Source organism: Salmonella sp. SJTUF15591, assembly GCF_043356435.1.
GTDB lineage: Bacteria > Pseudomonadota > Gammaproteobacteria > Enterobacterales > Enterobacteriaceae > Salmonella > Salmonella enterica.
The window spans coordinates 15,013-27,063 of the sequence record NZ_JBEUJO010000015.1; the positions used below are offsets into that span (position 1 = coordinate 15,013).

A 12,051-nucleotide genomic window follows, 5' to 3' on the forward strand; every position below is an offset into this window, starting at 1 on the left:
TGTAGGCCCGCCATTCGGCATTCAATGTGGCCTGGGATTAAAAGCGATGACCCGCTTCCAGCGCCACGGCCTCTTCGCCCGCTTTAAACACCCAGGTGGTATTCGGGCCGCCGAGAACCGCCTGGCCGTTGCTCACCTGAATCCAGTTACCTTCCGGCAAACCAATCACTGTCAGTTCCGGCGCGACCACCAGCAGTTCGCGAATACGCTGCTCGCGGGTCTCGCCCTTATGACCTTCCGGCAAGGCGTTAGTGAAGTGAGGATTAATTTGCAGCGGGAACAGATCCAGCGCGTCGAAACCGTTTGGATCGACGATCGGCATATCGTTGGTCGTGCGGATAGTCGGGCAGGCAAGGTTGGCGCCTGCGCTCCAGCCGATATACAGCGCGCCGCGTTTTACCCTGTCCGCCATCGGCGCCAGCAGCCCGCGTTCACGCGATTCTTTCAGTAGCTGAAAGGTATTTCCGCCGCCGACAATAATGATTTCCGCTTTCTCAATCGCCGCAAGCGGATCGGCGACACGATGAATCCCTGTGACGTTTATCCCTAATGGCGCAAGTACCTCTGCGGTTTTATCCGTGTACTCGTCCCATGTTTGCGTGACGCCGGCAAACGGAATAAACACGGCTGAGCGTCGACCGTTCAATTGATTCGCTATCAGCGGCAGAGCGTGTTCCAGCCAGGCTTTACCCGGCAGCGTCGAGTTACTTAATAAAAGCAGTTCCATTACTTCTCCACCTCATCAGGAAATGTCAAAACGTAATAATGCTACCATTATCCATTTAATGTCTTACTGATATGGCTCATGATGTTATGCGTGTCACAGGCAAAGCGCGGTCGCTAAAAGTGACGACAGGCCAGATCTGCCATCTGGTATAGCCTGAAAAATTACAGGTATAATCCGCAAAATTATTTAACACGTTTAGAGACGAAAATGGCAAAACTGACCTTACAAGAGCAACTGCTACAAGCGGGATTAGTGACCAGCAAAAAAATGGCCAAAGTCCAGCGCACGGCTAAAAAATCACGCGTTCAGGCTCGTGAGGCCAGAGAGGCGGTGGAAGAAAATAAAAAGGCGCAACTTGAGCGTGATAAACAACTCAGTGAACAGCAAAAACAAGCGGTTTTAGCGAAAGAGTTTAAAGCTCAGGTTAAGCAACTTATTGAAATGAATAGAATCAATGTATCTAAAGGCGATATTGGTTTTAACTTCACCGATAATAACGTCATCAAAAAAATAGACGTGGATAAACTCACTCAGACGCAACTGATTAATGGGCGTCTCGCGATTGCGCGTCTGGTTATCAATAACAGCGGTGAATGTGAATATGCGATTATTCCCGCGAGCGTCGCCGATAAAATCGCACAACGAGATGCGGACAGTATTGTCGTAAACAGTGCGCTGAGTCAGGAAGAGCAGGACGAAGATGATCCGTATGCCGATTTTAAAGTTCCTGACGATTTGATGTGGTAAGTCACATTCCCGACGTTTATGTAGAAAAATTTCTCAGAGAGTAAATATGCTGACCGACACATCTACCCGGCTTAATAAATATATTAGTGAAAGCGGCATCTGTTCGCGTCGCGAGGCGGACCGTTTTATCGAACAGGGCAATGTTTTTATCAACGGCAAACGCGCCGCCATTGGCGATCAGGTGGTCGCCGGGGATGTTGTTAAAGTAAATGGTCGGTTGATTGAGCCGCGAGAAGCGGATGATTTAGTGCTGATTGCGCTGAATAAACCGGTTGGCATTGTCAGTACCACTGAAGACGGCGAACGCGACAATATTGTCGATTTTGTGAACCACAGCAAACGTATCTTCCCGATTGGTCGTCTGGATAAAGACTCGCAGGGGCTGATATTTCTGACTAACCACGGCGATCTGGTCAATAAGATTCTGCGTGCCGGTAACGATCACGAAAAAGAGTATCTGGTGACGGTAGATAAACCGATTACCGACGAGTTTATTCGTGGTATGGGCGCTGGCGTGCCGATTCTGGGTACCGTCACCAAAAAATGTAAGGTGAAAAAAGAGGCGCCGTTTGTCTTTCGCATTACCCTGGTGCAGGGATTAAACCGTCAGATCCGTCGTATGTGTGAATACTTTGGTTATGAAGTGACGAAACTGGAGCGTACGCGCATTATGAACGTCAGCCTGAGCGGGATTCCGCTGGGCGAGTGGCGCGATCTGACGGACGATGAGCTGATCGATCTGTTTAAGTTGATTGAGCGTTCCTCTTCCGAAGCCAAACCAAAGGCCAAAGCGAAGCCGAAGACCACGGGTATTAAGCGACCGGTCGTTGCGATCGAAAAAAGCAATGAGAAAGCGCGCCCGGCATCAAGCGGTAAGCGCTTTACCTCGCCGGGACGAAAGAAGAAAGGACGTTAACGTCTGCCGCGCGTCGGCGTATTCGCCGACCAGGAGAATGACGCTTCCGTATCGGGTTTATACGCCTGCTTTTTCTTCAACTGGCGGGCTTTTTTTGCTTCAGCCTCACGCAGCGCCATCAGCTTATCGATGTACTCCTTTTTTACGCTGTTGGTCTCAGAATTGGTCAGCGGACGACCGTGTGCAATACGGGCGCGGTCCAGCAACGTTTTCAGTTCGCGCTGTTCGCGCTCGGTCATCTCTTTTTGGGTAATGCGGGGGAGTGCCATACGGGTGCCCTCAGTTAGCCGATGCATTTAGTCTACGGCAATACGCAACGGGCGGATAGCGCTCAGTCAGCAATCCGCAGCTTTCCGGCGAAATCCTGTGGCGTATAACCCGTTGACGTAAATCCTTTATCCGTGATGATGTTATCGATTTCTTTTACGCTTGCGATGCACATCACACCGTCCTGACCAAATTTGGTATGGTCGGCGAGAATCACTGATTTTTTGCTCATCGCAATCATGGCTTTGGCAACGTAGGCTTCTTCAAAGCTCTTCACCAACACGCCATGCTGGGGAGAAATGCCGCCAGCGCCAATAAAACAGATATCCGCGTGAATTGCGTTAATCTGCTGACACACCGAGACGCCGAGGTTGGCGCGAAAATGGTAATCATATTCGCCGCCTAATACATACACGCGGGCCTGCAGGTTATGCTCTTTAATTTTATCGGCAATCAGGGCTGAATTGGTAATCACGGAAAAAGCGAGAGGCGGTAATTGCTCGGCCAGGATAAGGTTAGTTGTACAGGAGTCAATAAACAATGTATCCCGTTCACTGACCATTTCGGCGGCAAGTTTGCCAATCGCTATTTTCTCTTCGCGATGCGCCTCTATTCTTGCGCTAAACGCATCTTCCTGGACAACTTGCTTTTTGACCGCGCCCCCATGAATCTTAGTGATTTTGCCTTCAGATTCCAGTAAGGAGAGATCGCGACGAATGGTTTCTGAGGTGACGTTGAGCATTTCCGATAATTTAATAACGGTGACTTCACCGAATTTGTTTAATTCATCAAGAATATGTTTTCGTCTTTTAATTGGATTCATTATCTTTCGCCGCCGTCAACCTTTGGCGCATGGTAACTGGATGCGTAAGGCAACGCAACCACTCCAACGCATGGACGATACCCTCCTCATCATTCGTGGCAGTCACATAGCCGGCCTGCCGCTTTACTGCATCCGGCGCGTTGCCCATTGCGATGCTGATTCCGGCGGCGGCAAACATGCTGACATCATTCTGCTGATCGCCAATCGCGACCACCTTGTCAGAAGATATATTTAAATAATGAATTAATTGTTCTATTATGCACCCTTTATTTACATCGGATCTTTGAATATCAATATAATTTTCTCCCGTGACAACCGCATAATATCCACAAGGCAGGTGATTATTCACTTCTGTACACAGAGTATCTATCTCCGAAGATGCGGCAACAAGTGTAATTTTATATATATTGCGACGATTAAAGATATTTTCTGCAGTTTCAGTTATAAGCTGTAACCCAAATAAGCGGGCTTCATATGTTGTCCAGGGCGCAATTAGTCTATCGTCACGATGGTAAATTGCTTCGGCACTAAAAAAATGGTGGTGATAGCGGGAAAGAGAAATATGCTGGTCAATATTCCACAGGTCTGTGGCGGTCAGCGGGGCAGCATGAATAATGCGCTGCTCCGCCATCTCCAGAAGGTGTCCGCAGTTAAAACCGGCGCACCAGCTAAACAACGTATCAACCTGTTGTTGGCGTAGCAGGCGTACCATTGAGGAGACCGGTCTGGCGGAACATGCCGCCAGTAGACCACCGTCCTGGCGGAACGCAATCAGCGCCTGACACGTGCGCGGGCTGATTGTTTTCTGCGAGGTGAGTAATGTTCCATCCAGATCGGTGATTAACAACATCTCTCGTTCCCTGATATCAATGAACAATAAACGGCGTAACGGCTTCTTTGGCGGCGTTGCACACCATGTTGTCGATAGCCGTACCGACCACCAGAATGTTGACTCCGGTATCTTTAAACGCTTTCGCGTTGGCGAGGTTAATCCCGCCTTCCGCCAGCGTCGGAACATCCACCGCGCCGACCAACGCCCGCAGGCGATCTTTAATCATCTGCGGGATATCGCCTGCCGCTACGCCTTCATAGCTCATGCCGGTCATCAGACCAATCATATCCACGCCGATATCCTGCATCCGCTTCGCCACGCTGGCGACCTCTTCCGGCGTGCGTGCAGGAATACCGAAAGTATGCAGATCGTCAGGATGGCCAATATAGGCATCGACGGTCAGACCATATTGATGGGCGAGATTAACGATGTCCTGCAGATCGTCCCAGTCGGATTTATGCGTATGTAAACCGTCGGCTCCAGCGCGGGCAATCTCCAGAATTTCCGTTTCGCTGAGCGGCACCGGTAAGGTTTCGGTAAAACCGCCGGCGATACCAACGGTGATAAAAATATCGTCCGGGACCACATTACGAACACCGTGTACGGCCTCAGCCATCTGGCTATTGGTGATTTCGTGACGAATCTGCTCCGCCGCGTGCATGTTGCTCACGCCTTTGTGTCCACGCGCCAGCGCCAACGCGGGGTGGTTCGGCTCCAGAAGCTTAACGCCAGCCTCACACACGGCTTTCGCCAGGCGCGCATCGTCGCCAGTTATTCCTGTGCTGAGGATAGTTTGCCCACCGTGAAGCGTGATGGCTTCTTTCACTTTCTGTAACGCTTTGGCGCGTTTTTTATTCATATCGCCTTTAAACATGGTGTACCTCTGGTGTTGGTGCATTAATTAACGGCTGTCGTTGTTGATTCGCTCTGTACGACAGGTTTGAAACGGTTAGCAATAATGGTGGTAAGGCAGGTCATCGCCATTGTGGCAATCATTACGATGGCCATCTGGAGCGCATTGCTGGATAAGAACGGTGAGGCGAAAGCCGGAACATAGGCCACGCCTTTGACGTTAAAAAAGCCCAGCATCATGCCGCCCATTCCGGCCCAAAAAATGGCGGAGCCAAAAACAATTTTGTTGGCGAACATGAAGGGATAGGCGGATTCAACAAAGGTGCCAAAACCCAGGTTAATGAGCAGGCCCGGCGTAGCAACGGCAGCTTCGCTTTTTTCACGCGGGGCGATCACATTGGCAAGGTTAATACCTGCGGCCACCATCACCAGACCGACCATATCGACCGCACCGAGGAAGCTGACGCCGGATTTTTCCATCTCCAGCAGCACCAACGGCAGGATCACCGCGTGATAGACGCCGCCGAGAATGGCAGGCCAGATAACCAGACCAGCCAGCAGCCCGGCAAGAATTGGGCTGAATGCCAGCGTGCTTTCGATAGCAAGTTTGATGTAATTACCCGCAGATAGCGCCAGCGGACTCAGCAGATAGTGCATGATTAACCCAGCGGCAAGGCCCGATATCCCACCGGCGACGATGTTGACGGTAGTCATTGGGAAGCGCCAGTTCAGGCACAGCTCGAACAGCCAACGGACGAAAATCCCCGCCATTACACCGCCGATAATGCCGCCGATCAGTCCGCCCTCTACGGAAAGCACGCCAGCGACGACCCCGGCCACAATTGAAACTTCATCCAGTTCGGAAATCTGTTTTGCCGCCAGTACCGCGACTAACACCGGCAGACCTTTTAGTAATATTTCAAAGATATCGTTAAGTTTTTCCAGTCCTGGTATGTGGCTCAGGGCGAGTACAATCGCCATGGCGATAAAGCCTGGTAGCGCAGGGATCATGATGCTACGAATGTTAAAACGTTTGAGCAGGCTTTTTCCGGAACCGCTCTGCGAGGGCGAAGCGCTACCCAACTGTGGTTTGTACTTGATACCCCAATGTTTACACAGCGACGCCACGAAGGAGACGGCGCGGGTACGGCTGGTGGTGCCAGTTGTTCCGGAGGTCGCGACCACATTCGCCCCCTTTGCCGCCACCAGCGCCATGGAGGTTCCCCCGGTGCCGACAATCGGTGTTTTCATCTCAACGGCGGCGGCAAAAACGGCTTGGTTCGCTTTTACCGGATCGGCGCTCATTACCACGATCCCATCGATCTCACCGCGGCGGATCATCTCAGCGATTTGGCGATCGCTTTCTACTACCGAGGTGTTTACCTCCGAAAGTTTGCCCTGAAATATGCGCTGTGGTTTTTGTTGGTTTTCTGTGGTTAATGCATAAACCGATGCCGGGGTATCCGGTTTGGCGACGTCCATCGAGGCTTCTGCCGCGATAAACTGTACGGCGGCCACATTCACGCCCGCAGCCTCACACTGCTGATAAATCTCCTGGAGTAACTTCTCTGGCTCGGCGCCACCCAGGTTGTAGAGGTTGCCTCCACTGCTTCCAATAATCGCAATTTTTTTCATAGCGGCCTCAAATAGGGTAAGGGGGTTATCTGTGTTGTAGTGCAATCATAATTCCAACTAAAACAAAATAAATCAACAATGAAAAAGTTGTTTTATAACAAGCGATCTCAATTTTTAAAGGTAATTCATTAAAATATAATGATTAATTTATGTTTTTGCTTTGTGTTGTTTTGTGTGGTTTTGTGACGGGGTTCAAAATGAGGAGTGCATAAATAGGGGAAAACTGCCCATGTTGATGGGACGAGCAGGGTGTTACGGATTCCTGAGCAGTATTCCACCGGCAGTGCCTGGCGCGGAACCGCTGGATGACGCGCCTGCGTCGCCATCCGGCAACGTATCGCCCGATGACGCTTACGCTACCGGGCCTTACTAAACGCTCTATCAGAATAGTGATGTGGACATCAGGTCAGAGAATGAACTTAACAATCATTCACAAAAGAAATGTTTTATTTTTAGTCTATTAACCAGACGAGAAAAGCCTATAAAATATTGCAATCTTAAGATTTAGATTAATCCCATTTTTTGTGATTTATTACTGGGATTACTTCTGATGTTTTTTTTGTAATATATATGCTATTTGCTGGAATGCTCTTATTTACAAATGACATTGCTCCAATAGTAACATTATCACCGATAGTAATAGAGCCTATAATGCAGGTGTTGGCTCCTATATCTACATTATTGCCAATAATAATGAAATCATCTTCTTTTAAACCTTGCTTGTTCCCTACTGTTGTATTTTGCTTAAGCGATAAATTACAACCGATACGAGCCTTTTTCGTGATGACGATCCCCATGTGATGCGGAATATCCAAACCATAGCCGATTACTGCTCCCAGCTCTATATCAATTCCAAATTTGGAATTTAGCTTGCGATTAATCCATAATCCAGTTTTTTTCTGTTTTTTTGAACCATAGATATACATCTCATTTACCAGACGCCACCAAAATAAAAAATTACGTCGGCGATTGTTATTGGCCTGCATAAGTAATCGACATAATGAAAATTCATTCCTGCGAATAATCTCATGCCGCCAGTATTCCCGTAATCCACTTCCTTTTTTAGATATGGAAAATAATAAGCAATGTAAGAGTTTGATTTTTTCTTCCTCCAATGAAGAAAGCTAGCTTGTTAAATAAATGTTATTATCGTAGGAGATTCACGTATCAATTGGTAAAAATACTATAAGATGGTTTTTTATAATACTTCATTTGCTATGCAAACTGAACATTCTTTTAATTTATAATTAAATGCCGTTGATAGTAAATATTTATATATATTTTGAATATATTGATAGGTAGTTATTGCACCGTTTTTTACGCTTCCCTTTTTGGTGCCGTCACGGGGAGCATGGTGCTGGATATGGAGATAAAATATGATTCAGAAATCAAAAGAAATGGTTCGGCTTCCGGAGATTATTAACGATCTGGCGTTTCATGCGTCGCAGGTACTTATTGAAAGCATGAATATTGATAGCGCGTCAGCCGAAAATGCCGGTCAGGAAATTGCTGACAGAATGATGCGCAACTGGGGCGGACAAAGCATTTATTTCCCCAAAGGTATCTCTGGTCGGGCTTCGGAACGGGATTATCAGATTTACAGCGAGTGCGATGGGCGTAATTATGCGGAGCTGGCCAAAAAGTACAATTTGACACTGCAGTGGATCTATAAAATCGTTAAGCGGGTCCACACGGAAAAACAGCACCAGCGGCGTATGCTGTAAGCAATATCGGGTATGGCGTATAGCGACAAGCGCTATACGCCGGGAGCTGCGACAGGCCGGATAAGGCGCCTGCGTCGCCATCCGGCAGCGTATTGCCTGATAGCGCTCACCCGCTGCCGTGTCAGGGCGATTATTCAAATAAGTTCTGATGTAGCTTTTGCACCACTTTCTCGGCATCGTCTCCCGGCACGAGGAAGCACAGATTGTGGCTGGAGGCGCCGTAACAAATCATGCGAATGTTGAACGGTTCCAGGACGCCAAACACTTCTTTACCAACACCGCAGGCTTTTGACAGGTTGTTGCCAATCAGCGCGACCAGCGCCAGTCCTTCTTCGACTTCTACCCGACACAGCGCGGAAAGCTCCATCAATAAGGATTGGGTCAGTAACGTATCGCCCGTGGAGGTGGAGCCGGTAGTATCCAGCGTCAGCGCGACGCTCACCTCCGAAGTGGTAATCAGATCTACCGAAATATTATGCCGCGCCAGAATGCCGAACACCTCAGCCAGGAAACCTCGTGAGTGCAGCATATTCAGGCTGTGCAGCGTCAATAGCGTTTGATTGCGGCGCAGCGCCAGCGCGCGGAACAGCGGCGGGTTTTGGGTTTTATTGCACACCAGCGTACCGCCCGCTTGCGGATCTTTACTGGATCCAACGAAGACCGGGATATCGCTGCGCACGGCCGGGAGTAAGGTGGCTGGATGCAGTACTTTTGCGCCGAAGGTTGCCATCTCCGCCGCTTCTTCAAAGTCGATTTCATCAATTCGCTGCGCGACGGGCACCACGCGCGGGTCGGTGGTGTAAATACCGGGCACATCTGTCCAGATATCAACCCGCGCGGCGTGGAGCGCTTCAGCCAGCAACGCTGCCGTATAGTCGCTGCCGCCGCGGCCTAACGTCGTGGTGCGGCCTTTGCTTTCACTGCCGATAAAGCCCTGAGTAATGACCAAAGTTTCGTTCAGGCGCGGGAGCAACTGCTGCGCGGCCAGTTCCGCAAGCGCTGCGACGTCCGGTTCCGCACGACCAAAGCGATCGCTGGTACGCATCACTTTGCGCACGTCGAACCAGTGGGCCTGTACGTCGCGTTCACGCAGGATCTCAACAAATAGCAGGGTAGACATCAGCTCGCCGTGGCTGACCAGTTCATCGGTCAGGGCTGCCGATGTCGCCAGCGATGCCGCCTCCGCCAGAATAGTGATGTTTTCCAGCAGGCGTTCAATCTCTTCGCGAATGACATTCGGATGACGCAGACGATCAAGGATATCGAACTGGATTTTACGGATGGCGTCGAGCGTAGCGAAACGTTCGCCAGGCTCCATCCCTTCGGCCAGCGCCACCAGCAGATTAGTGATGCCGGCAGACGCGGAAAGCACGACTAAACGAACATTGGCGTCGGAAAGTACGATATCCGCGCTACGGTTCATGGCGTCAAAATCAGCGACGCTGGTACCGCCAAATTTGGAAACAACGATCTCTGTCATATCAACCTCGTGTCAGGAAATGAAAAACGCGACCATGGCACAAGGGCAGAACAGAAACCGGTGCAGGCGCAAATGCAAGTAACGTATTTATAAATAAAAGTTGTGGCCTGGACTGTCAACGTTGGGATTATGCGGATTTTTTATGCTGAGTTTAGGCTCAGTAACAGCGCTTATAACCCCGATACCCGTTTGTAGGAATGTTGGCTTATCTATGCGCCCGGCGACTCACCCACTTGCCGCCTTTCTGCACCTCGAATTATTTAGGGTATATACTTTTTATCCTCATTCGACAGTGCCTGGGGCAACGGCACTAAAACAATCACACTTTTCTGTGACTGGCGTTACAATCGATCCCAGTCACAATTCTCAAATCAGAAGAGTATTGCTAATGAAAAACATCAATCCAACGCAGACTTCTGCCTGGCAGGCGCTCCAGAAACACTACGATGAAATGAAAGACGTTACGATCGCTGAGCTTTTCGCGAACGATAGCGACCGTTTCGCTAAATTTTCCGCGACGTTTGACGATCTGATGCTGGTGGATTTCTCCAAAAACCGCATCACCGAAGAGACGCTGGCAAAATTACAGGATCTGGCGAAAGAGACCGATCTGGCCGGCGCGATTAAATCCATGTTCTCCGGCGAGAAGATCAACCGCACCGAAGACCGCGCCGTGCTGCACGTGGCGCTGCGTAACCGTAGCAATACGCCGATCATCGTGGACGGCAAAGATGTGATGCCGGAAGTGAACGCCGTACTTGAGAAGATGAAAACTTTCTCGCAAGCGATTATCTCCGGTCAGTGGAAAGGCTACACCGGTAAGGCCATCACCGACGTGGTGAACATCGGTATCGGCGGTTCCGACCTCGGCCCGTTCATGGTGACCGAAGCGCTGCGTCCGTATAAAAACCATCTGAACATGCACTTCGTCTCTAACGTCGATGGCACGCACATCGCTGAAGTGCTGAAGAAAGTGAACCCTGAAACCACGCTGTTCCTGGTCGCGTCGAAAACTTTCACCACCCAGGAAACCATGACCAACGCCCACAGCGCGCGCGACTGGTTCCTGAAAACTGCAGGCGATGAAAAACACGTGGCGAAACACTTTGCTGCGCTCTCCACTAACGCCAAAGCGGTCGGCGAATTTGGTATCGACACGGCCAATATGTTCGAGTTCTGGGACTGGGTCGGCGGTCGTTACTCGCTGTGGTCTGCCATCGGGCTGTCCATTATTCTGTCCGTCGGTTTCGACAACTTTGTCGAGCTGCTTTCCGGCGCGCACGCGATGGACAAGCATTTCTCCACCACTCCGGCGGAGAAAAACCTACCCATTCTGCTGGCGTTGATTGGCATCTGGTACAACAATTTCTTCGGCGCGGAAACCGAAGCCATTCTGCCGTACGACCAGTATATGCACCGTTTCGCCGCCTACTTCCAGCAGGGTAACATGGAATCCAACGGTAAATACGTTGACCGTAACGGCAACGCCGTGGATTACCAGACAGGCCCAATTATCTGGGGCGAACCAGGCACCAACGGTCAGCACGCGTTTTATCAATTGATTCACCAGGGTACTAAAATGGTGCCGTGTGATTTTATCGCCCCGGCTATCACCCATAACCCGCTATCCGATCATCATCAGAAGCTGCTGTCTAACTTCTTCGCGCAGACCGAAGCGCTGGCGTTTGGTAAATCCCGCGAGGTGGTTGAGCAGGAATATCGCGATCAGGGTAAAGATCCGGCGCAGCTTGAACACGTTGTGCCATTCAAAGTGTTTGAAGGCAACCGCCCGACCAACTCTATACTGCTGCGCGAAATTACGCCGTTCAGCCTGGGCGCGCTGATTGCGTTGTATGAGCATAAAATCTTTACGCAGGGCGCCATCCTGAACATCTTTACTTTCGACCAGTGGGGCGTTGAGTTGGGTAAACAGTTGGCTAACCGTATTCTGCCGGAGCTGGGCGATGATAAAGCTATTTCGTCCCATGATAGCTCTACCAACGGTCTGATTAACCGTTATAAAGCCTGGCGCGCCTGATGGCGCTGCG

16 protein-coding genes and 1 pseudogene are annotated in these 12,051 nt (G+C 50.1%); 7 read left to right on the forward strand and 10 right to left on the reverse strand.

Going from position 1 to position 12,051, the window contains the following annotated elements:
* Positions 1 to 37 precede the first annotated feature (37 nt).
* The gene (gene pepE, locus ABVM99_RS22480; RefSeq protein ID WP_000421776.1) at positions 38 to 727 is read right to left on the reverse strand and encodes a dipeptidase PepE; all 690 of its coding nucleotides are present in this window, start codon (positions 725 to 727) and stop codon (positions 38 to 40) included.
* A 71-nt stretch (positions 728 to 798) separates the two neighbouring features.
* On the opposite strand from pepE, the gene ABVM99_RS22485 reads away from it, so the two are divergent.
* From ABVM99_RS22485 to rluF, 3 genes are read left to right on the forward strand one after another with little or no spacing between them, the layout of a single operon-like run.
* The gene (locus ABVM99_RS22485) at positions 799 to 879 is read left to right on the forward strand and encodes a hypothetical protein (RefSeq protein WP_031623067.1); all 81 of its coding nucleotides are present in this window, start codon (positions 799 to 801) and stop codon (positions 877 to 879) included.
* A gap of 55 nt (positions 880 to 934) precedes the next feature.
* The gene (locus ABVM99_RS22490) at positions 935 to 1,474 is read left to right on the forward strand and encodes a DUF2058 domain-containing protein (protein WP_001096724.1); all 540 of its coding nucleotides are present in this window, start codon (positions 935 to 937) and stop codon (positions 1,472 to 1,474) included.
* Positions 1,475 to 1,520: 46 nt separating this feature from the next.
* Complete coding sequence (gene rluF / locus ABVM99_RS22495) at positions 1,521 to 2,390, forward strand: 23S rRNA pseudouridine(2604) synthase RluF (protein ID WP_000954618.1); 870 nt, start codon at positions 1,521 to 1,523, stop codon at positions 2,388 to 2,390.
* On the opposite strand, the gene ABVM99_RS22500 is transcribed toward rluF, so the two are convergent.
* From ABVM99_RS22500 to ABVM99_RS22520, 5 genes are all read right to left on the reverse strand, one after another.
* The gene (locus tag ABVM99_RS22500) at positions 2,387 to 2,659 is read right to left on the reverse strand and encodes a DUF3811 domain-containing protein (RefSeq protein WP_001207628.1); all 273 of its coding nucleotides are present in this window, start codon (positions 2,657 to 2,659) and stop codon (positions 2,387 to 2,389) included. The genes rluF and ABVM99_RS22500 overlap by 4 nt on opposite strands.
* A 62-nt stretch (positions 2,660 to 2,721) precedes the next feature.
* Positions 2,722 to 3,480 carry a DeoR/GlpR family DNA-binding transcription regulator gene (locus tag ABVM99_RS22505; protein ID WP_001068171.1) on the reverse strand — a complete coding sequence of 253 codons (759 nt, stop codon included), beginning with the start codon at positions 3,478 to 3,480 and terminating at the stop codon, positions 2,722 to 2,724.
* A complete protein-coding gene (locus ABVM99_RS22510; RefSeq protein ID WP_023195260.1) occupies positions 3,467 to 4,330 on the reverse strand; it encodes a Cof-type HAD-IIB family hydrolase in 864 nt (287 codons plus the stop codon). Before ABVM99_RS22510 ends, ABVM99_RS22505 begins: the two co-directional genes overlap by 14 nt.
* Before the next feature lie 16 nt (positions 4,331 to 4,346).
* On the reverse strand, positions 4,347 to 4,619 hold the full coding sequence (locus ABVM99_RS22515; protein ID WP_366541040.1) for a hypothetical protein: 273 nt from the start codon (positions 4,617 to 4,619) through the stop codon (positions 4,347 to 4,349).
* Positions 4,595 to 4,705 carry a hypothetical protein gene (locus ABVM99_RS22520; protein ID WP_350030264.1) on the reverse strand — a complete coding sequence of 37 codons (111 nt, stop codon included), beginning with the start codon at positions 4,703 to 4,705 and terminating at the stop codon, positions 4,595 to 4,597. The genes ABVM99_RS22515 and ABVM99_RS22520 overlap by 25 nt, the downstream gene beginning before the upstream one ends.
* A 241-nt stretch (positions 4,706 to 4,946) precedes the next feature.
* Here ABVM99_RS22520 and ABVM99_RS22525 point away from each other — a divergent pair, with 241 nt between their 5' ends.
* Positions 4,947 to 5,147: a hypothetical protein gene (locus tag ABVM99_RS22525; protein WP_353511663.1), complete on the forward strand. Its 201-nt coding sequence runs from the start codon at positions 4,947 to 4,949 to the stop codon at positions 5,145 to 5,147.
* A gap of 62 nt (positions 5,148 to 5,209) precedes the next feature.
* Here ABVM99_RS22525 and ABVM99_RS22530 read toward each other — a convergent pair whose 3' ends face one another.
* On the reverse strand, positions 5,210 to 6,799 hold the full coding sequence (locus tag ABVM99_RS22530; RefSeq protein WP_000716849.1) for a PTS sugar transporter: 1,590 nt from the start codon (positions 6,797 to 6,799) through the stop codon (positions 5,210 to 5,212).
* Positions 6,800 to 7,028: 229 nt separating this feature from the next.
* Here ABVM99_RS22530 and ABVM99_RS22535 point away from each other — a divergent pair, with 229 nt between their 5' ends.
* Positions 7,029 to 7,172 carry a hypothetical protein gene (locus tag ABVM99_RS22535; RefSeq protein ID WP_168422281.1) on the forward strand — a complete coding sequence of 48 codons (144 nt, stop codon included), beginning with the start codon at positions 7,029 to 7,031 and terminating at the stop codon, positions 7,170 to 7,172.
* Positions 7,173 to 7,308: 136 nt separating this feature from the next.
* Here the strand turns inward: ABVM99_RS22535 and ABVM99_RS22540 are convergent, their stop codons facing one another.
* Both ABVM99_RS22540 and ABVM99_RS22545 read right to left on the reverse strand, forming a co-directional pair.
* The gene (locus ABVM99_RS22540) at positions 7,309 to 7,650 is read right to left on the reverse strand and encodes a serine acetyltransferase (protein WP_371045365.1); all 342 of its coding nucleotides are present in this window, start codon (positions 7,648 to 7,650) and stop codon (positions 7,309 to 7,311) included.
* Positions 7,627 to 7,853, reverse strand: a pseudogene (locus ABVM99_RS22545) (hypothetical protein); the annotation flags it as partial. The pseudogene ABVM99_RS22545 and the gene ABVM99_RS22540, both read right to left, overlap by 24 nt.
* 322 nt (positions 7,854 to 8,175) lie before the next feature.
* Between ABVM99_RS22545 and ABVM99_RS22550 the strand changes: the two are divergent.
* Positions 8,176 to 8,523: a Mor transcription activator family protein gene (locus ABVM99_RS22550; RefSeq protein WP_001651225.1), complete on the forward strand. Its 348-nt coding sequence runs from the start codon at positions 8,176 to 8,178 to the stop codon at positions 8,521 to 8,523.
* A 130-nt stretch (positions 8,524 to 8,653) separates the two neighbouring features.
* Here ABVM99_RS22550 and lysC read toward each other — a convergent pair whose 3' ends face one another.
* Positions 8,654 to 10,003, reverse strand: a complete 1,350-nt coding sequence (gene lysC / locus ABVM99_RS22555; protein ID WP_000136392.1) for a lysine-sensitive aspartokinase 3 — start codon at positions 10,001 to 10,003, stop codon at positions 8,654 to 8,656.
* Positions 10,004 to 10,391: 388 nt separating this feature from the next.
* Between lysC and pgi the strand changes: the two genes are divergently transcribed.
* On the forward strand, positions 10,392 to 12,041 hold the full coding sequence (pgi, locus tag ABVM99_RS22560) for a glucose-6-phosphate isomerase (protein ID WP_000790027.1): 1,650 nt from the start codon (positions 10,392 to 10,394) through the stop codon (positions 12,039 to 12,041).
* Positions 12,042 to 12,051: the final 10 nt, after the last annotated feature.

What these genes read in the sequence shown, in the direction of transcription:
- pepE (WP_000421776.1), bottom strand. Translation starts at nt 727, where the DNA reads ATGGAACTGCTTTTATTAAGTAACTCGACGCTGCCGGGTAAAGCCTGG.
- ABVM99_RS22485 (WP_031623067.1), top strand. Translation starts at nt 799, where the DNA reads ATGGCTCATGATGTTATGCGTGTCACAGGCAAAGCGCGGTCGCTAAAA.
- ABVM99_RS22490 (WP_001096724.1), top strand. Translation starts at nt 935, where the DNA reads ATGGCAAAACTGACCTTACAAGAGCAACTGCTACAAGCGGGATTAGTG.
- rluF (WP_000954618.1), top strand. Translation starts at nt 1,521, where the DNA reads ATGCTGACCGACACATCTACCCGGCTTAATAAATATATTAGTGAAAGC.
- ABVM99_RS22500 (WP_001207628.1), bottom strand. Translation starts at nt 2,659, where the DNA reads ATGGCACTCCCCCGCATTACCCAAAAAGAGATGACCGAGCGCGAACAG.
- ABVM99_RS22505 (WP_001068171.1), bottom strand. Translation starts at nt 3,480, where the DNA reads ATGAATCCAATTAAAAGACGAAAACATATTCTTGATGAATTAAACAAA.
- ABVM99_RS22510 (WP_023195260.1), bottom strand. Translation starts at nt 4,330, where the DNA reads ATGTTGTTAATCACCGATCTGGATGGAACATTACTCACCTCGCAGAAA.
- ABVM99_RS22515 (WP_366541040.1), bottom strand. Translation starts at nt 4,619, where the DNA reads ATGCAGGATATCGGCGTGGATATGATTGGTCTGATGACCGGCATGAGC.
- ABVM99_RS22520 (WP_350030264.1), bottom strand. Translation starts at nt 4,705, where the DNA reads ATGCCTATATTGGCCATCCTGACGATCTGCATACTTTCGGTATTCCTG.
- ABVM99_RS22530 (WP_000716849.1), bottom strand. Translation starts at nt 6,799, where the DNA reads ATGAAAAAAATTGCGATTATTGGAAGCAGTGGAGGCAACCTCTACAAC.
- ABVM99_RS22535 (WP_168422281.1), top strand. Translation starts at nt 7,029, where the DNA reads ATGTTGATGGGACGAGCAGGGTGTTACGGATTCCTGAGCAGTATTCCA.
- ABVM99_RS22550 (WP_001651225.1), top strand. Translation starts at nt 8,176, where the DNA reads ATGATTCAGAAATCAAAAGAAATGGTTCGGCTTCCGGAGATTATTAAC.
- lysC (WP_000136392.1), bottom strand. Translation starts at nt 10,003, where the DNA reads ATGACAGAGATCGTTGTTTCCAAATTTGGCGGTACCAGCGTCGCTGAT.
- pgi (WP_000790027.1), top strand. Translation starts at nt 10,392, where the DNA reads ATGAAAAACATCAATCCAACGCAGACTTCTGCCTGGCAGGCGCTCCAG.